Below are 19,024 nucleotides of genomic sequence, written 5' to 3' on the forward strand. Positions count from 1 at the left end.
AGGAACCATTATGTCTGTGACTTGTTAATTAATTGGTTTATAGTGTCACTGACTGGTCAGACCGGGACAGGACTAGTCACAACATGAAGCTTCAAATGACTACCGCAGCATAATTGCCACTGTGATTTAAGAAAAAAAGCACGTAATTTGCGCAAGATTTTCAAAAGATATGCCACAAGCCAGCAAACCAAATTTTGAAGCCGCCAAGAAAATTCTGACGGCTTACCTCGAAAATAAAGGACTTCGTAAAACCCCTGAAAGGTTTGCGATATTGGAAGAAATCTATACCCGTGAAGATCACTTCGATGTGGACGAGCTCTACATCAGCATGAAAAACAAACGTTATCGTGTGAGTCGTGCAACGGTGTATAATACCCTGGACGTACTTGTAGACTGTGATTTGGTGACCAAGCACCAGTTTGGTAAAAATCTGGCACAGTTCGAAAAATCGTACGGAAACAAGCAGCACGATCATTTAATTTGTACGGATTGTCATAAGGTAATGGAGTTTTGTGATCCAAGGATCCAGTCTATCCAGAATATGGTAGGTGAAATGCTTAACTTCAGCGTGATGCATCATTCCCTGATATTCTACGGCAATTGCACAAAAGAAAATTGTCAGAACCGGAAAGAAATTTCTGAGGAAGTATCAGAGGGGCATGAAATAAGAGAGTAGGTTTCGATGAGGCGTAACAAACATTTGATGGTTTGTTACGCCTTGTCATTTTAGCAAATAGTAGTTTTTAATAACCATTTATTGGATGAAAGTTGACGTATTGCTTGGTCTCCAGTGGGGAGATGAAGGTAAGGGTAAAATCGTGGACGTACTAGCGCCACGCTATCAGGTAGTAGCAAGATTCCAGGGCGGTCCAAATGCAGGGCACACTTTAGAATTTGATGGTATCAAGCATGTTTTGCACCAGATTCCATCCGGTATTTTCCGTAGCGAAATCCAGAATATTATCGGAAACGGGGTTGTTTTGGACGCCATCGTTTTTAAAAGAGAAATTGAAAATCTTGCCAAATACAATCTGGATCTGGCTGGAAATTTATTTATCTCGAAAAAAGCATCGTTGATTTTACCAACCCATGCTTTACTTGATGCAGCTTACGAGCGTTCAAAAGGAGATTCGAAAATTGGTTCGACACTTCGTGGGATCGGACCTGCTTATCAGGATAAAGTAGCTCGCTTAGGGTTACGTGTCGGGGATGTTTTATCGCCAAATTTTGCTGATAAGTATAAGAAACTTGTTGACGCCCATAAAGTTATTCTTGACTTTTATTCCTTCGATTACGCGGCGGTTCTTCCTCAGGCTGAAGAAAATTTCTTTGCTGCTGTTGAATTCATGAAGCAGTTTAAAATGGTTGATAGTGAATACGTTATCAACGATGCGATTGCGGAAGGTAAAACAGTTTTGGCTGAAGGTGCCCAAGGTTCTTTGCTCGATATCGACTTCGGTTCGTATCCTTTTGTTACCAGTTCTACCACAATGGCGGCTGGCGCCTGCACGGGTCTAGGTATTTCTCCAAGCGCTGTCGGTGAAGTATTTGGTATCTTCAAGGCTTATTGCACACGTGTAGGCAGCGGGCCTTTCCCAACAGAGTTACTCGAAGAAACGGGTGAAAAAATGAGACAGGAAGGACGTGAATTCGGAGCTACAACCGGTCGTCCGCGTCGTTGTGGGTGGTTGGATCTGCCAGCTTTGAAATACGCGATCATGATCAACGGGGTTACACAGCTTATTATGATGAAAGTTGACGTGCTCACTGTTTTTGATAATATTCGTGTTTGTACACATTATCGTTTGCCAGACGGAACCTTGACAGATCAGCTTCCTTACGACCTTTGCGATAATACGGCTGAGCCAGTTTACAAAGATTTTGCAGGATGGCAGCAGTCTCTTGACGGTATCCGTGATTTCGATGCGATTCCGGAACAACTTCTTGCTTATGTAAAATTCCTGGAAGCAGAACTTCAGTTGCCAATTACCTTTATTTCAACAGGACCAGATCGCGAAGCTTTGATCACGCGCGAAACTACCGCTCTTTTGAACTAAGAGATATAATTATATTAATAAGTAAAAAGGGGCCGAAACATATTGTTGCTGCCCCTTTTTACTTTTTTGTCGTTAATGTTATTCAAGAAGAGACAAAACATCTTCTCTTGACAGCGATTTTATAAATCCGTCTTCATTTGAGATCAAGTCATCCGCCAATTGTTTCTTGGTACGCTGTAACGCCAGAATTTTCTCTTCAACTGTATTTTTGGTAATAAACTTATATGTAAATACCGTTCGGTCCTGACCAATCCTGTGTGCTCTGTCCACCGCCTGGGCTTCAATGGCGGGGTTCCACCAGGGATCAAGAATAAATACGTAATCCGCTGCTGTAAGGTTAAGACCTAGTCCGCCGGCTTTTAATGAAATTAGGAATATTTTGATATTCTCATTATTCTGGAAATTTTCTACTTCTGCCTGACGGTCTTTGGTTGAGCCATCCAGATAGGCGTAAATAATATTGCCTTTATCCAGATAAGCGCGGAATAAATCAAGGTGTTTTATATACTGGCTAAAAATCAAAATTTTGTGATTTTCACTGATTGCCGTTTCCATCTTATGTAAAACATCCTCAAATTTTCCTGATCCGTCAGCATATTCAGGGTCAACCATTTTAGGATGATTTGCTAATTGACGCAACTTTGTTAGCCCTTGTAATACAACGAGTTGTGATTTGTTTATTCCGTCGGAATCAATGCTTTGCAGGATCAGGTTGCGATAATATGCTTTTGCTTCTTCATATGCTTTTTCCTGCTCCTCAGACATCTCGCAGTATTGAATACTTTCAACTTTTTCTGGCAGATCCGTAGCAACCTGTGATTTGTGTCGCCGTAAAATGAAAGGTTTTATAAGATTGTAAAGTCGTCTTGATTTTTCCTCGTCATTTTTCTTTTCTATCGGAACTTGGAATTCATCACGGAAAAAAGTCTGGCTACCCAAAAGTCCCGGATTAACAAATGACATTTGCGACCACAAATCCAACGTGCTGTTTTCAATTGGCGTTCCGGTAAGGATAAGTCTATGCGCTGAATTTAATTTTCTAACTGCCTTCGTAATAATCGATCCTGGATTCTTGATCGCCTGCGACTCATCCAGGATCACATAATTGAATCGGAAAGATTGCAGAAAATCAATATCCAGTCTTACGATACCGTAAGAAGTAAGAATTAAATCAAAACCTTCAAACTGTTCCGTATTCTTCTCCCTGTATGTTCCGGTGTGGAACATTACTTTTAATTTGGGTGTAAAACGTTTTGCCTCCAATGCCCAGTTATAGAGCAGAGACGTAGGCATGATCAGCAGCGATGGTTCTTTGATACCGGCCTCTTTCTGAGATTGAAGTAATGCGAGCGTTTGCACCGTTTTTCCAAGCCCCATGTCATCAGCCAGACAGCCTCCGAATCGGTATTGATTCAAAAATTGCAGCCAGTCGTAACCCGCTTTCTGATAAGGTCGTAGTGTGCCTTTAAAATGTTTGGGAGCATCTGTCGGGTCAATTTGGTTAAAATCTCTCAATCTTTCCAGCTTTCGGCTGATAATAGCTGTGGCCAGACTTTCTTCTTTTAATTCCTGAACAAGTGCCAGATGGTGCATACGTAAGCGAATTTCGTCGCTTTCATGATGATGCTCGGAGAATGCAAACAGTTCTGAATACTTGGTAAACCACCATTCAGGAATTACCGCTATTTCGCCATTTGGTAGTGTAAATTCCTTTTTCTGACTGAGAATATAATTTCTTAATTGAAGAAACGGAATTTCATACTCTCCGAATTGGACACGTGCATTGATATCAAACCAGTCTCGGCCTTCCTCAATCGATACATCCAGCGAAGAGTAACCAAGGAAATATCTTTTTGCATCCGCGTTATTCTGACGGATACTGAACCCATGTTCAGTCAACGTTTTTGCGTGACTTTGGAGCCATCCAAAGGCCTCAGATTTTGGTAGTACGAGCTGTCCGCTTTTGATAGCCAGCCCCCAATCTTTAATTTGATTAAAATTATGTCGTTCAGTTACACTATCCCGTTTTACCTTATAGAAGGTGTAGTCTTCGCCTCTCTTATCCATAAAGACGCTAGAGGCCGTCGCGAAACTATCAAACGGAAAAGTATAATTTCCGTACTGAAAAGCCATTCCAAAAGAAACTTCCCCGTCTTCGTATTCCATTGCAGGCGTTTCTTCGCCATCAACTTCTGCGAAAAGAAGGGCAGGGGTTGTTTTACTTTTTACGGCAACGTCGGTTATTGTAAGAACAGGTTTTGGAGGCGTTGAAATATTACGGATATCGAACCCTCGTGATACAACGTCGTAGGAAGCAATAAGCGGCGCGACAAAACGCTCGTAATAGGTTTCCTCAACTTTTCGTGGTATTGCAATAAATTTCTTCGCTAAGAAAGGCTTAATCTTTTTCCCGTCTACATTGCCTTCAAAATGATACAAATGGCCATCAACGACAAGCCAGGCAGGTTCTTCGCAAAGGATAATTGCATTTTTATACTGAAAATCGAGTTTTTGTCCTTTGTGCCTTATTGCCGGAAAATAATGCGTATTGTCTTCATTCCGCATAAAATGAAAGCGGATCGTCGCTTTTTCATTTTCCCACTCGACTGGCTTCCAGAGCGGATTCCCGTCGCTACCCATAATAAATAGATCTTTCCCTGCAAGTTTGGCAAGAATTCGGGCTTTGCTGTTTTCAAGATAGGCGGTAATTGCTTCCTGGATAATTTTATCACCCTTTTGAGCATCGTAGATTTTTAGGAAAAAATCTACGGGGGAAAGTCTTTTTGTATTGAATTTTTTTAAAATCGTGTCTTGCTGAATATCGTCAATAAGACTTACCAGTTCGAAATCCGTTTCATTGAGTCCTGAACTAAATTCCTCTATATTTTTTGAAGAAATGTTTTGTATCTGGTACGAGAAGTCACCCTGGCTGTTTAACTGAACTACAAAGGACTCGAAGATGTAGCCCAGATATTCGTGATCCAGAATAGAGTATATTATTTTAAATGGCTCAGAGGTAGATACTTTCATAACTTTCAGTTCACAAAACGATGACGCAGCGTTCGAAAGCTATCCAAACGTGAGATAGTTCGCTTCGTTGGGATTTGAAAAATATCAAATATAGGATAAAGAGGGGCAAAAAAAAAGACTTCCAAGTTGGAAGTCTTTCTAAGTGATGTACCGGGGACGGGAATCGAACCCGTACGAGCCTTACAGCTCACAGGATTTTAAGTCCTGCGTGTCTACCAGTTCCACCACCCTGGCATTTTGCCCACCTTCAAACAAGTTTGTCGGTTTTTATGAGAAAAAGCACCGTTTCCGGTGCTTGATATCTCTGAGCAGAAGACGAGGTTCGAACTCGCGACCTCAACCTTGGCAAGGTTGCGCTCTACCAGCTGAGCTACTTCTGCGTTTTCTGGTGTCGTTATTTGATTAACGTGGTGCAAAGGTAGTCAGCGAGGGTATTCAACGCAAGTGTTGAGAGAAAATATTTTTGAAAAAAAAATGATAATTTTATTAACAAATTGTAAATCATGATAGTTATCCCGAAAAATAATTTTAATATATTTTTGATTATGATGCACCTATACATCATACCCAGGTGTAAAATGACTTTTATTGCAATTTAGAACAACTGATTCTATTTTGTCGAAGCAGTCCAGTTTTGGAAAACCGGGATAAACCAAGAATTTTGACAGTGGAGAATTAATACTTTGGCGCCTCCGTACTTCCGGCTAATTCCAGCGCTTAAATTATACTGTCAACCGTTTGTCCAAATTCAGCCCAGCACTTCAATTTTTGATTACCTTTGTATAGCCTGGAAAATAATGAATAATATTTCCTGCCGCCTGGTATTTCAGATTGATTTCTTTGTCCCAGCTTTATCGAATTTAATTAAAAATAAATTTTCATGTTTTCTAGCGAAGTTCTGTTTTTTGGAGGTTTTCTTGTTGTGATAAGCATTATGCTCCTTTTGGATTTGGGAGTCTTCAATCGAAAAGATCACATAGTTAAATTTGGTGAAGCCGCTGCCTGGACCGTAGCTTGGATTGCCTTAGCACTTGTCTTTTACCTAGTTATCAATACGCATGGTGATCTTGTCCATGGCGTAGATAATTATGCGCAGCTTGAAACAATAAAATCGAAATACGCACCACATCTTACATTGATTCCCGGGGACTTTGAAGGAAGTCTTGAGATATACCGAAAAAACATGTCACTTGAATTTATCACGGGTTATTTGCTGGAATATGCACTGTCTGTTGATAATATATTTGTCATTATCTTGATATTTGCTTCATTTGGTGTTAGAGCTAAATACTACAAGAAGGTACTGTTCTGGGGTGTTTTAGGTGCTATCCTGATGCGTTTTGTCTTCATCTTTGTTGGCTCTGCGCTTATTCAACGTTTCGAATGGATCATTTATCTTTTCGGAATTTTGCTTGTATATCAGGGAGGTAAAATCTTTTTTCAGGGTGATGAAGATGAAAAAATCGATCCTGCAAAACATCCCGTTGTAAAATTTGCGTCTAAATATCTGCCTGTTTTCCCACGTTATGTATACGAACATTTTTTTGTGAAAAAGAATGGAAAATGGCTTGTCACGCCACTTTTTGTTGTTGTTTTAATCGTGGAGTTTACAGACTTAATTTTCGCAGTTGACTCCGTTCCGGCTGTTTTTTCTGTAACGAAAGACCCATATGTAGTTTTCTTCTCAAACATTTTTGCCATTATGGGACTTCGTTCCATGTTCTTCTTCCTGAGTAACATCATGGGACTGTTCCGCTTCCTGAAATACGGATTAGGAGTTCTTTTGGTATTCATCGGTGGTAAAATGCTTGCGCATAAGCCTCTGGAAGAAATGGGATTTGAGACGGTTTATTCTCTTTATGTAATCCTGGGAATTCTTGCGGTAAGTATTCTAGCCTCTGTTATCTTTCCGGAAAAGAAAGAAGAAGTTAAAGAAATTGCATCCAATAGTTAAACGGTAAGGATCGTTTTAGACTCTATGAATCGAATCCTTAAAGCATATTTAAAACGTCTTACCAATCTCAGCACACGCAATAAGTCGTTATTGTTAACGACATTGCCTGCCGAACAGTTTTTGGATATAAATGAAACTGATTTTCTTCTGGGTAAATCTTCTTTTGAGTTTATCCAGAATCTCATACACAGAAAAACCAGAATTCCGCTTTGCGATGTCCAGGATCCGCGTTTTGAAAAAGTGAATGAAGTCAGTAAAAGGCTGAGGAAAATAGCCCGGACTGAACATTTTATTGAAGAAGAACGTGGTTCAAGAGATTTGTATGTGGGTTATCCTTTTGTCAGGGGGAAACTTTCTGATGGAACTCCGATACACGCGCCACTTTTATTCTTTCCGGTAACCCTTCGTATTGACCGCGAACAATGGTGTTTGTTTGAAAGGGATGACATTGGAATTACGCTGAACCGGAGTTTTGCTTTGGCTTATGCGCACTTTAATGAGGCAATTATTTCTGATGAAACACTGGAAAAGTCTTTTGAAGATTTTTCCAGAGATATCTTGGAATTTCGTACGCAGTTGTATGAGTGGCTGAAAGAAACACCGCTAAGAATAAACTTTAATCAGCAACTTTTTGAAGATAAGCTTAAACCTTTTGATATTCAAAAGAGCTCAGACTTACAGCTTTTGGAAAAAAATGGAGAATTGAAACTCTTTCCGGAGGCAGTTTTAGGAATATTTCCTCAGGCTGGATCTTATCTTGTTCCTGATTATGATGCGCTTTTGGAAATGTCTGAGGATAGCAATTTTAACATGTTGCTGCTGGAAAACGAAGTTGAATCAGATTCGGTCATGGAAGAGCTTGGAGAGAGTGACCCGTCTAGTTATCCGACTCAGCTAAAAGAGGAACAAATTCTCACCCCTTTCCCTATTGATGAGTCTCAGGAAGCAATAATTCGATCCGTGAAATCCGGAAAGTCGGTTGTCGTTCAGGGCCCTCCCGGCAGTGGTAAATCTCAGCTGATTTGTAACTTGATGGCCGATTTTGCTTCTCAAGGAAAACGGGTGCTACTTGTTTGCCAAAAAAGAGCTGCGCTTGATGTCGTTTACCAGCGTCTTAAAACAGTTGGTATGGATCCTTTTGTGGGACTAATTCACGATTTTAAAAATGACAGAGCAGAACTTTACAGGCAGTTTGCTGTACAGATCGAGCAGATAGAATCTTATCGCCAGCAGAATTATAGCCTTGATGCCGTTTTTTTAGAAAGGCAGTTTACGCAGGAAAGCAGACAAATTGATAGGACTATTGGCGAACTTGATTCATTTCGCGAGGCACTTTTTGATGAAAATGAATCAGGTGTTTCTGTGAAAGAGTTGTATCTGACCAGCAATCCCAAGGGTGAATATGTAGACTTGAAAGATAACTATCGCTATTTCCGCCTTGATCACTGGGATGATTTTAAAAGACGTTTCAAGACATATTCCAGTTATAGTTTACAATTCAACAAAAAACACGACTGGTTCAACCGCAGAAGTTTCGCAAAATTTGGACTGGGTGATCTGCGGAATATAGAGCGTATGTTATCTGACTGGCCGGATGCGTATATTCACCAAAGCCGTGCGTTTGAAAATATAACCGGAAGACCGTTTTCCATTGATTACATCCGGTACAGAAATGAAATTCTGGAAAGGCTGGCGGATGTAGCACAGCTTGTCCAAAATGAAACAACTTATTCGCTCTTCAAAACCTATTTATTTTCGGATAAGAGTAGTGCGGAGCGTTTGGCTTTTATACGGCAAACTTCAGACGCGTTGGAAGGATTTGCCGAAGATGGAATCGAAGCTACATTAGTGCGATCACAATTATCTGTTTTTCGCGGGCAACTTAGAAAGGCAATTGAAGCAAAGCAATCTTCGGTTTCTTCGGTTTGGTGGAGTCTGTTCGGAAATGAAAAAGCTATCGTTAATGATATCGCTCAGAAAAATAGCTTGACTACATCACTGCAAGATTTGGAAAAACTGGATCTTCGTGTGCGAAACCGAATGGAGCTGCAAAACTGGCTGGAGAATTCACTGCTTTGTTTTGATGAAAAATATATGGAATTCAACGCGTCTTTCGAAGCGCAGCATGTTCAGTTTTTTCAGTTGGCTGAAAATGCCGCAGACGCAGTTTCAAGGTCGGCAATAAAGCCCTGGAACGAAGTTATCAAAAACCTGGTATCGAAATCAACAGGGATATATGAATTTAAGGATACCATTGAAAGCCTTTCAACCTGGATAAAATCCTGGAATCGTTTGGAAGAAATGATGCTTCCATTTTTACTCCCTGAGCAAATTGAGAGATTAATTAAAGATCCCGAATTATATAGTCAGCGACTTTTATCATCCATAAGCAAAGATTTTGATTCTCTGGCAGAAATGGACCGGACATTTTCTGAAATGACCGCGCAGGAACAAACGGTTTCTAACATAGTACTTTCGAAAAGTGAAAAACTAAATTATAGCCATTCGGACGACGTTGTCAGACTGTTTGAAAATAGCATCATACTTGAATGGATAGAGCATATTGAAAATAAATATCCCGAATTGCGCGCTGTAACTTCTTTAAAAATGCAGCAGTGGGAGGAGCAGCTGCAAGGTAGTATCGGCCGGAAGGAAGATTTAAGCCGAGACATTACTACAATGAAATTGCGTGAAATCACCTATAAAAATATTGAGAAAAACCGGCTTGGAAATAGAGTGACCTATCGGGAATTGAATCATCAGGTCACGAAAAAACGTAAAATCTGGCCGATCAGAAAATTACTTGAAAGTTATTCCGAAGATGTCTTTTCACTGATTCCATGTTGGATGGCTTCGCCCGAAGCAGTTTCTGCCATCTTTCCAATGGAGGCGGGTCTATTCGATCTTGTTATATTTGATGAAGCTTCTCAGTGTTATGCGGAATATGGTTTGCCGGCAGCTTACAGAGGGAAACAAGTGGTTGTGGCGGGAGATAGCAAACAGCTTTCACCAAGCGATCTCTACAAAGTTCGTTACGAAGATAAGGTAGAAGAGGAGGATATAGTGGTAGCTCTTGAAGTGGTCTCATTACTGGATCTTGCGGCGCAAAGTCTTGATCAATATCAACTTACGGGACATTATCGAAGTTTATCCCTGGATCTTATTGATTTTTCCAACCATCATTTTTATAAAGATTCATTGCGTTTACTCCCCGACTTTAATCTGATCAACAAACAGCAGCCGGGAATCACATACATAAAAACGGATGGCGTATGGAAACAAAATACTAACCTTGCTGAGGCAGAAAAAGTTGTTGAATTAGTTTCTGAATTAGCTAAAACAGATAAGTCAATTGGCGTCGTAACGTTTAATTTCTATCAGCAGCAACTTATTCAGGAGACTTTGGAGGAAGCTGACGTTAAAGCAGATGGACTTTTTGTCAAGAATATTGAAAATGTGCAGGGAGACGAGCGTGATATTATTATTTTCTCTATGGGATATGCTCCTGACGAAAAAGGAAAGGTTTCTGCTAATTTTGGTAGTCTGAATGCGGGTGGGGGAGAAAACAGGCTCAATGTTGCCATCACACGTGCGCGGGAGAAGATTTATTTTATTACCAGTTTGTGGCCTTCGCAATTACAAACAGATAACGCGGCAAATCAGGGACCAAAATTGCTAAAAGCGTATCTTCAATATGCCCAGGATGTATCGGATGGAAATTATAAACCGAAACCTTTAGCTACGGATAAATTCAGATCTAACTGGTTACTGAAGGATCGCCTGGCAAGATTGAAACCGGAACTGCAAAAAGAATTGCCCTTTTCTGACCTTACCATAAAACAGGAAGGGGTATATAAAGGTCTGATCCTGACGGACGATGATTTGTATCACCGAAGTAAATCGTCAAAAGAGCCACACGCTTATTTACCCCTTCTGTTACGACTGAAAAACTGGCCGGTCAGGCGAATTTACAGTCGGGAATATTGGAACGGATCCATGAATCTGGATTAAAGTTCTTTGATCCGGATATTTCTGAAGGATACTTTGTTTCCGTGATCCTGCAAAGCAATTTTTCCTTTTTGAGAAACCCCGAAACCATCCCAGGTTTTGAATTTGCTGTTGGCTACCAACTTATCCCATTCAGGGCCCATAGTAGAGAATTCAACAAGTTTTTTGCCATTTAACCAGCTTTCGCCGTGGCCGTTCTTGATTACAACTTTCGCTTTATTCCATTCGCCGGCTGGTTTTGTTACAGTGAAGTCGCTTGGAGGCAACATGTCATACAACGAAGCTGATTTATGATTTCCATCTTTTCCCGCTTTCGCATCAGGATGTTTTACATCGTCCAGAATCTGGATTTCAGGACCTGTCGAATATGGGCAGCAATATTTCTTGTCTTCGATGACGTGATAGATAATTCCGCTGTTACCACCTTCACTGATTTTCCATTCAAGTTCCAGTTCGAAATCTCCATACTCTTTATCTGTTACTAAATCTTTCCCGCCTTTTTCAGCAAGGACAATAGCACCATCTTCAACTTTCCATCCTGGATTAACAGATGATTCCTGCCAGCTATGCCATCCCGCCGTTGTTTTACCGTCAAACAATTTTACCCATTTTCCTTTTGACTGAGCTTGTGATTCGTTTCCGATAAAGGCTAATGAGAATAAGGCGATTAAGGCCGTTTTGCCAAATCCTTGCCATTTTGTCAAATTCATATTCAATATTTTTAAAAGTTTTGGAACACAATATTAAGTACTTTTGGACTCGGAACTACTTAAAATCTAATTAAAGTTTAACGTATTCTGAAAGTCAATTATTTATAAAATTTGAAAACAAATCAATTATGGCTTCCATATTTTCAAGAATTGTAAGTGGCGAGATTCCGTCCCATAAAATTGCAGAGAATGATGAGTTTCTAGCTTTTTTAGATGCTTTCCCGATCGCTAAGGGACATACGTTAGTAATTCCGAAGAAAGAAGTTGACTATATTTTTGATCTTGAAGACGATCTGTACTCGCGACTTTTCTTGTTTGCAAAGAGTATCGTGCCAGCTCTGGAGAAGACTGTACCTTGTGTAAGAATAGGCGTTAGTGTGATTGGTCTCGAAGTACCTCACGTCCATATTCACCTACTTCCACTGAATTCAATGAAAGATGCAGATTTTAGTAAGAAAATAAAGATCACACAGGAAGAGCTGGCTGAACTTGCGAGGCAGATCCGCCAAAATATATAAGACAATTAAAGTAGGTATCGTTAAATCTTATTACCTGCTCAAAAGGCCCTCCTTACGTAATCCAAGTGTAAAGCCGTATGTATCTGGATAGAGCTCTCCAAGATCTGCCGCCACAGAGCCTTTTAAAATGGTGCCTCCGAACAGGTTTATTTTTCCTTGCATGGTTATGAGGCCTGAGAATTGGTTTATTGAAGGGAATGGCTGGTCATAGGTTCCGATATTGCTTGAATATGACATTTTAGTTGTCCAAACCATTTTCCGAAGAAATGTTCCTCTAAGCCCCAAGTGATACACTGCAACTCTATTATTGCTTGTGAAACTATCTGCATATTTTGGCCACTTCCATTGAGTATCAGTTGTGGGAGCAATAAACGGTGTTCCAATAGTGCGGTCGTAGTACGACCAACCATCGCGGACTTGAGTGTGGTTAAAGTAATTATCTCTACCTAAGCTTCCTCGTGGAGCGTTCAAATCACCATAAATAAACTCAGAACCGCCTTGATTCTTAGTATACAGAAATTCAATGTTTGCCTCGGTAATGGAAAAGCTAGATCCGTAAAAGTTTTTACTACGGAACCTAATACCATTTAAACCATCTGCGAGACTTTTAAGGGCAAAGAGAGAACCGTCTTCGAAAATGTTTTGACGATAAAAAAACCAAGAATTGGAAAAACTCTCGATTTCCATTCCCATGTCTATGGTTCCAAGATGGTTACCTACCCGGTTGTGATTATCAAAATAATTTTCTTGCCCAACATTGGAGTCTCCTGATCTACCTATAATTAGGTTAACGTAGTTGCCAAATCCAGTTGGCATCTTTCCATTGATAGTCTCATAAGGTGAATTGCCGCCCCATTGAACTTGATGATTAATACCACCATACAGCTTCAGTCTTGAGGATATTTTCCCTACACGTAAATAAAAAGCCTTTTGGTGTAACTTAAGGTTGCTGGTAATAGGCCGGTTATTTTCAAATAGTCCTTCAGAATAAAATGTGTTAAAGGATATCCAGCCTTTGGTAAAAGGAACTGAAACAAACCCTACGGTGCCAATTTGAATCTTTGGAATGGGCATCGCATTATTGGACCAAATATAGGAACCTGTTCCTAATGTTGAATCTGCTAGGCCGATCCATTGTTTTTTTCGTCCAGCAAAAAGTTCCCAATTTTTAAAGCGGATGGTACCGTGAATCTGCGGAAGAAGTAATTTTGATTCTTTGGTTAAGTTGCCGACAGCTTGAATACCTCCACCAATTCTCCATTTATTTTTTTGGTCACTACTATTTAGTGACCAAAAATTTTCCAGCTGAATATTTAAAGTTCCTGTGGGACTTGTTCTGGGAACAATGCCGAACTGATTGGCTTGAATCCAAAATGGTGTTCTTGAAGTCGAACTGGCCATACCCAATACTTCGATGAATGAATCTGTCGTGTCCTGGTATACGATAGGAAATTTAGTATTTGGTTGTGAGTAACTCTGGATGGCTAAGGTAGCAGTAAATAAAAATGCAAGGCTAAGAGAAAATAACTTCATAAGGCTACCTTTCGTTTTTTATATTAGTGGTGTACATCGTATTTCAATAGTATAAAAGTATGAAGAAGTTTTTGCTAGACAATAGTGGGCAGTAATAACTTTAATTACGCACATAACTTAATTTATATATCCACTTCTTCGAACACCAATGGTGAAACTTGTGGCATTTGGATATAACTTTCCGAAATCAGAATAAAGCCCGGCCGTAACTGTTGTATAATTGAGCTGTTTTATACGCTTTTCAGCATTTAGTCCCAGAGAAACTTGATTCGAGTTATTGGAAAACGGACTTATATACGTTCCCTTATTTACAGAATAGGTTGCGCGAACGGTTATCACGGTATTAAGCCAGGAAGCACTAACTCCTGAGTGAACTGCAGTAATCCGATTATTATTTGTAAACTCAGTACCAGATTTTGGTAAATTTTCGTTCGTCAGATTTTTACTCGGACTTAACGGTGTTCCTATACCTCTATTTTTGTAGGACCAACCGTTACTGTAAATAAGCGAATTGAAATAATTCCCTTTCTCGAAAATTAATAATCCAAAATCAGGATTCGTATTAGTTTGATTTTGTGTACTTAAAAACTCAACCAAAAAAGAGTTGATTATGAAGTGATTTCCAGATTTATAAATTTGGCTATTTCGCTGAATTTTTATTCCATTTAATCCGTCAGAAAAATTATTGATTTTAAACAAAGAACCCGTCTCGTAAATATTCTGTCGGTATATGTAATAATTCCAATTTCTATCTTTGTACGTCGCAGCTAAGTCAATTGTGCCAAAGTGTGTGCCGATCTTTTTATAATCCAACGTTTTTCCTGTGATCACATGCCAATATGCCTTAGAACGGGTTAGGTTATATACTGGCATAATTTGGTCCTCCCCTCCCCAAATCGCCTGATGATTAAAGCCGGTTAAAATGTTAATTTTATTGCGATGATTCCCAATTCTTAAATAAAATGATTTTTGATGAAGATAAGTTGACGATACATAATCCGTACTTCCATAAACGATACGGCTACCATCCAGAATTCCGTCTGAATAGGAGGCCTTAACTGCTAGAAAATCATTCGTAAAGGCAAGGGGGAAAAAATCAGGAATTGAGATTTGAACTCGTGGCATTGGTCTGGAATTACCTGATACAGCAAGTGAACCCGACGTCATCAAACTGTCAACCAGCCCTGTCATATTCTTCTTTTGCCCAACCATCAGCTCAACTGGCCCTGCTTTTCCAGCTACGAATAAATCTGTAAAAAATACGTCCGCCTTATTACCATAATTTGTAATAAGTTCGACTCCTGCAGACCATTGAAAAGCTCGGGGATTGCTTGGGTTATATATTTTATTTAACGCAAATTGTCCGTTTGCAAAGGTCCCGTTCAACGGTATCATCCCACTTTTATTAGCATGTAACCAAAAAGGTGTTTGGTCATTTGAGCTTGCGACTAACAGGCCTGCTTTATAGGTTATTGTAGAATCTTGTGCCCTAAGTTTTAGGGTTAAAAGGGTGAAAATCGAAAAAAAGAAAACGCGTATTATATGGTTCGATACTAACATCTAAGTATAAGAATGCATATGAGTTTTATTACTGATCTCATGATAAATTGTCAGTAAAGTTCTTATGGGTCTAATATACATTATTCAATTAAACTAATCGATAAAACGGTCAAACTTCTAATAAAACGAGATGGTCCAAATCCAACAGAAGTTTTAAAATTAAAACATGTAAAATTATTTCAGTACGTAAACTTTATCGACAGCCTTTTTGACTATTCGGGTATTGATAGCTATTTGAACGTTAAGGCAATAAAAAAGCTTTCCATTGATTAATGGAAAGCTTTTTAAAAGACAAATTTCCTTTATATACCTTTTCTCCCTAAAATTACCCAGACAGTAAGCAATATGATTTTGAGTTCAAGTTTAATGCTCCAATTTTTGATGTAATATAAATCGTACATTAACTTATGTCTTGCATCAAAAACTCCGCTCCCATAGGGATACATTACCTGTGCATATCCGGTAATTCCTGGCTTAACCTGATGTCTGACATTGTAATAAGGAATAGTTTCATCAAAAGTCTCGGTAAAAACTGGCCTTTCGGGGCGCGGCCCTATAAGAGAGAGGTCTCTTCTGAAAATGTTATAGATCTGTGGTAACTCGTCAATTCTACTGGTTCTCATAAAAGCTCCATAAGAAAATACGCGGGAATCCTTTCTTGTAGCAAAAGTAGCTCCATTGGACTCTGCATCCAGACGCATGGATCTGAATTTAACGCAGTAGAATGTCTTGTTATTCATTCCTACGCGTTCCTGCCGAAAAAACACAGGTCCCGGAGACTGCATTTTTATTCTTATATAGCTAAGAATCCAAAGTGGAAGGCTTATCAAAAATAAGAATGCAGAGGTTGTAACATCAATCACCTTTTTAGGATAACGGACTCTTCTTTTAAAGGTTAGCAAAGAGTTCAACGAAGGATTACTTTCTCCAACATTGTCAGGAATGTAAACTTTGTAAAGGTAATCTTCACAGAAATCGAAAACGGTGGTAATTTTTATGGATTTGTTTTTACGAACAACCAACTCATATATTATACGGTTACGTTGGTCATGCTGGGGATTTGTGACAAGATGTATTTTCTCAAACTTGTCCAGAAGAGGGCTCACAGTTTGATTTAATAAATAATCATCGTCGTCTGAATAAGGGATCAGAATAACTTCCTTATACAATTTTAGAAGTATTCCGAGATCGCGTTTTTGAAGGAAATAATCATAACTCGTAATGATTAAAACCTCGTTCGTTGTTGCAGTCTTACTGCGTAACGTGTGGGTGTAAGTGCGGCTAGTAATAAATGTTTTGTCCATAGAAATGGAGATAGTTGTGTGTTAGTGATACAATTATAAAAAAATAACCTCTAATTATGAAATCATTGTTATAATTATTTATTGCAATATAAAGCCTGTACCATAAAAAAGTGCCTTGTTATTTATTCAAATAGAAAAATATAATTAATTTATACCGGATTCAATAAAATGTAAGTAAGATATTCAAATATATCACATCAGACTTAATGAAATAATCTTATAGTTATTTCAGTTTTTCGGCAAGAACATGATATCCTATTGTGAATCTTTTTTCACTATCATACCTATCGAATATCGGAGCTAAAATGGCAGTTAATAAAATTATAGGTGTTAGAATAAGCCAAATAGGGAAATATAAGAAGGAGATAATATTTTTGAATGGGTGATTCATTCGTATAAATCTGATACCTTCTTGGGCAAAAAAACGATTGAAAAGACCATTTTCCTCTACAGATATATTTGCGAAATTATTTTTTCCGAGAAAGTGCTTGTACCAGAAAGGAGTATAGCCGCCATAAAAGTGATACGGCTCTTGGTGTATTCCAGATTGTAACGGTGCGGTAAGTATTAGTTTGCCACCAGGTTTGAGAATTCGCGCAAACTCTGCTACAACAGGTATTGGTTCAGGAATATGTTCAAAAACTTCGGTGCAGATGATAACGTCAAATGATGCGTCTGGAACCGGAATTTCTTTGATATCACTTACGTAATCAATCTGACCGTAATCTTTTCCCAACAGCTGGTCAGATCTCAACTGAACAAAATCATGTGTTTTATATTCACAATGTTTAAATAAGCTACGATACGGGCAAGAGCCAGCTCCAACATCTAAAACACGAGAATTGTCAGGGATTTGTTTCACGATCTTTATAATCCATTGATCACGTTCGTATTGATTGAACCTAAATAATTTTCTGAACCAGCTTTTTTGTAACATTATAAAGATATTTATTAGTGTATAGTAGAAAAAACAGCAATTCAAGATGGACAGTCTAATAAATCGCTGATAACTAAAATAGTTTATAGGAGGTAGAATCTATTTTATGCTCTGTCCAGCCTCTATTTTGCTATAACCACACTTCCCCAGCCATCTGCTGTGGGCGTGTAAGGTATTTTGTTCTCATTGCAAAAATCAAGAACTGCTTTATTTGCACCTGAATATTCTTGGTTGTTAAAATCATGGACAAATATGTATCCACCTGAGCTTAATTTTGGGTAAAAATATTTCAATCCTTCATAAATTGGTTGGTACAAATCAGCATCTATACTTACAAACGCAAAGGATAAATCGTTACTCAAACCAGCTGTTGTATTTGGAAAGAATCCTTTATGAACTAAACACTTATCTGGGGAATACATTTTGCTTAAAACGAGCTCCACACTTGTATCAGAAAAATTTTGATCACCCGTAGAAAATTTATTTTTTTTCTCATTTTCGACATCTCTGACATCAAATCCTTCAAAGGTGTCAAACAAATGTAAAGGACGGTCTGGAAATATTCTATTCAAATATTTAGCAAATTCGCCTTTAAAAACGCCAAGTTCTGCAATCTGTCCTTTTACATTATTTTTTATTATTTCATGAGCTAATAAATCTAAAGTTGCAGTACGAGTATAGTCCATCCTTTCTGAAAGACTGATATATCTCTCTCTTCCCAAATTGTTGTTTGGCCTGGTTAGTGCCAGGTTAAAATTATTTAATACTTGTTGGACTAATTTTAGAACGCTTCTTTTCATGAGGAAGTTTAATTTATGTGTATAGGTGATGTAATGTGGTATTATCAATCAATTGCTTCCAGTATCTTCATCATTAAGTGGACCAATATCATGTGAATATCTTCTGAAATTTGCATGTCATTCCGATTGGCATTAACACTGTAAGTTGCCAGCTTTTTCAATTTTCCCCCATCAAAACCTGTGATACCAACGGTGGTGTTACCCTGTCCGTTTGCAAATTCAATAGCTTTAATAATATTTTTTGAGTTGCCGCTTCCTGATATTCCGACGACGACATCACCTGTTTCAATGAAATTTTTTAACTGCTCTACAAACACGTCATCGTATGACATGTCGTTGGAGTAGGCTAGCATTATGGGTATGTTATCCGTAAGGGCAATAATTTTATGCCTTTTCTCTTTACCTAATGACGCACCCTTATTTATATCGCAAGCAAAATGAGTCGCGGTTGATCCGCTGCCGCCGTTTCCGAAGATAAAAACTTTATTGCCGTTTTGTCGGGCTTGTTCAAGAATCGATGCGAACTTTACGATTTCTTGCTTATCTAAATTATCAAGAGTTTCTTTTAGTTCTTCAATGTAATTTGTTACAAAGTTCTCTGTCATGTTATATA

At 38.8% G+C, this 19,024-nt stretch carries 13 protein-coding genes and 2 tRNA genes; 5 read left to right on the plus strand and 10 right to left on the minus strand.

Annotated features, from left to right (window positions below; all coding sequences use genetic code 11):
• The first annotated feature begins 169 nt into the window (after positions 1-169).
• On the plus strand, positions 170-676 hold the full coding sequence (locus BMY70_RS05410; protein WP_090333059.1) for a Fur family transcriptional regulator: 507 nt from the start codon (positions 170-172) through the stop codon (positions 674-676).
• A gap of 85 nt (positions 677-761) precedes the next feature.
• A complete protein-coding gene (locus BMY70_RS05415; RefSeq protein WP_090333062.1) occupies positions 762-2,057 on the plus strand; it encodes an adenylosuccinate synthase in 1,296 nt (431 codons plus the stop codon).
• 78 nt (positions 2,058-2,135) lie between these two features.
• Here BMY70_RS05415 and BMY70_RS05420 read toward each other — a convergent pair whose 3' ends face one another.
• The 3 genes from BMY70_RS05420 to BMY70_RS05430 all read right to left on the minus strand — a co-directional run bounded on the left by BMY70_RS05420 (position 2,136) and on the right by BMY70_RS05430 (position 5,467).
• Complete coding sequence (locus tag BMY70_RS05420) at positions 2,136-5,087, minus strand: DEAD/DEAH box helicase (RefSeq protein WP_090333064.1); 2,952 nt, start codon at positions 5,085-5,087, stop codon at positions 2,136-2,138.
• Between the two features lie 148 nt (positions 5,088-5,235).
• A tRNA-Leu gene (locus BMY70_RS05425) sits at positions 5,236-5,321 on the minus strand.
• A gap of 73 nt (positions 5,322-5,394) precedes the next feature.
• A tRNA-Gly gene (locus BMY70_RS05430) sits at positions 5,395-5,467 on the minus strand.
• Positions 5,468-5,967: 500 nt separating this feature from the next.
• On the opposite strand from BMY70_RS05430, the gene BMY70_RS05435 reads away from it, so the two are divergent.
• Together BMY70_RS05435 and BMY70_RS05440 are read left to right on the plus strand one after the other, a co-directional pair.
• Entirely contained in the window at positions 5,968-7,041 is a 1,074-nt protein-coding gene (locus tag BMY70_RS05435; protein ID WP_090333066.1) for a TerC/Alx family metal homeostasis membrane protein, read from the plus strand.
• Positions 7,042-7,065: 24 nt separating this feature from the next.
• Positions 7,066-11,052, plus strand: coding sequence for an AAA domain-containing protein (locus tag BMY70_RS05440; protein WP_090333069.1), 3,987 nt, complete (start codon positions 7,066-7,068; stop codon positions 11,050-11,052).
• Here the strand turns inward: BMY70_RS05440 and BMY70_RS05445 are convergent.
• Positions 11,049-11,759: a 3-keto-disaccharide hydrolase gene (locus tag BMY70_RS05445; RefSeq protein WP_090333072.1), complete on the minus strand. Its 711-nt coding sequence runs from the start codon at positions 11,757-11,759 to the stop codon at positions 11,049-11,051. The genes BMY70_RS05440 and BMY70_RS05445 overlap by 4 nt on opposite strands.
• 128 nt (positions 11,760-11,887) lie before the next feature.
• On the opposite strand from BMY70_RS05445, the gene BMY70_RS05450 reads away from it, so the two are divergent.
• Positions 11,888-12,277, plus strand: coding sequence for an HIT family protein (locus BMY70_RS05450; RefSeq protein ID WP_090333075.1), 390 nt, complete (start codon positions 11,888-11,890; stop codon positions 12,275-12,277).
• 30 nt (positions 12,278-12,307) lie between these two features.
• Here the strand turns inward: BMY70_RS05450 and BMY70_RS05455 are convergent, their stop codons facing one another.
• The 6 genes from BMY70_RS05455 to BMY70_RS05480 form a co-directional block, all read right to left on the minus strand.
• Positions 12,308-13,810, minus strand: coding sequence for a capsule assembly Wzi family protein (locus tag BMY70_RS05455; RefSeq protein WP_229209493.1), 1,503 nt, complete (start codon positions 13,808-13,810; stop codon positions 12,308-12,310).
• Between the two features lie 117 nt (positions 13,811-13,927).
• On the minus strand, positions 13,928-15,205 hold the full coding sequence (locus BMY70_RS05460) for a capsule assembly Wzi family protein (protein ID WP_229209494.1): 1,278 nt from the start codon (positions 15,203-15,205) through the stop codon (positions 13,928-13,930).
• A 467-nt stretch (positions 15,206-15,672) separates the two neighbouring features.
• Complete coding sequence (locus tag BMY70_RS05465) at positions 15,673-16,674, minus strand: sugar transferase (RefSeq protein WP_090333080.1); 1,002 nt, start codon at positions 16,672-16,674, stop codon at positions 15,673-15,675.
• Positions 16,675-16,897: 223 nt separating this feature from the next.
• Positions 16,898-17,611: a class I SAM-dependent methyltransferase gene (locus BMY70_RS05470; RefSeq protein ID WP_090333083.1), complete on the minus strand. Its 714-nt coding sequence runs from the start codon at positions 17,609-17,611 to the stop codon at positions 16,898-16,900.
• Positions 17,612-17,733: 122 nt separating this feature from the next.
• A complete protein-coding gene (locus BMY70_RS05475; protein WP_090333086.1) occupies positions 17,734-18,411 on the minus strand; it encodes a TylF/MycF/NovP-related O-methyltransferase in 678 nt (225 codons plus the stop codon).
• Positions 18,412-18,455: 44 nt separating this feature from the next.
• The gene (locus BMY70_RS05480) at positions 18,456-19,016 is read right to left on the minus strand and encodes a D-sedoheptulose-7-phosphate isomerase (protein WP_090333089.1); all 561 of its coding nucleotides are present in this window, start codon (positions 19,014-19,016) and stop codon (positions 18,456-18,458) included.
• Positions 19,017-19,024: the final 8 nt, after the last annotated feature.

This window comes from Dyadobacter koreensis (assembly GCF_900108855.1).
GTDB lineage: Bacteria > Bacteroidota > Bacteroidia > Cytophagales > Spirosomataceae > Dyadobacter > Dyadobacter koreensis.

Bases quoted from the DNA above. Each gene is read 5' to 3' on its own strand.
- BMY70_RS05410 (WP_090333059.1), top strand. From the start codon at position 170: ATGCCACAAGCCAGCAAACCAAATTTTGAAGCCGCCAAGAAAATTCTG.
- BMY70_RS05415 (WP_090333062.1), top strand. From the start codon at position 762: ATGAAAGTTGACGTATTGCTTGGTCTCCAGTGGGGAGATGAAGGTAAG.
- BMY70_RS05420 (WP_090333064.1), bottom strand. From the start codon at position 5,087: ATGAAAGTATCTACCTCTGAGCCATTTAAAATAATATACTCTATTCTG.
- BMY70_RS05435 (WP_090333066.1), top strand. From the start codon at position 5,968: ATGTTTTCTAGCGAAGTTCTGTTTTTTGGAGGTTTTCTTGTTGTGATA.
- BMY70_RS05440 (WP_090333069.1), top strand. From the start codon at position 7,066: ATGAATCGAATCCTTAAAGCATATTTAAAACGTCTTACCAATCTCAGC.
- BMY70_RS05445 (WP_090333072.1), bottom strand. From the start codon at position 11,759: ATGAATTTGACAAAATGGCAAGGATTTGGCAAAACGGCCTTAATCGCC.
- BMY70_RS05450 (WP_090333075.1), top strand. From the start codon at position 11,888: ATGGCTTCCATATTTTCAAGAATTGTAAGTGGCGAGATTCCGTCCCAT.
- BMY70_RS05455 (WP_229209493.1), bottom strand. From the start codon at position 13,810: ATGAAGTTATTTTCTCTTAGCCTTGCATTTTTATTTACTGCTACCTTA.
- BMY70_RS05460 (WP_229209494.1), bottom strand. From the start codon at position 15,205: ATGATACCGTTGAACGGGACCTTTGCAAACGGACAATTTGCGTTAAAT.
- BMY70_RS05465 (WP_090333080.1), bottom strand. From the start codon at position 16,674: ATGGACAAAACATTTATTACTAGCCGCACTTACACCCACACGTTACGC.
- BMY70_RS05470 (WP_090333083.1), bottom strand. From the start codon at position 17,611: ATGTTACAAAAAAGCTGGTTCAGAAAATTATTTAGGTTCAATCAATAC.
- BMY70_RS05475 (WP_090333086.1), bottom strand. From the start codon at position 18,411: ATGAAAAGAAGCGTTCTAAAATTAGTCCAACAAGTATTAAATAATTTT.
- BMY70_RS05480 (WP_090333089.1), bottom strand. From the start codon at position 19,016: ATGACAGAGAACTTTGTAACAAATTACATTGAAGAACTAAAAGAAACT.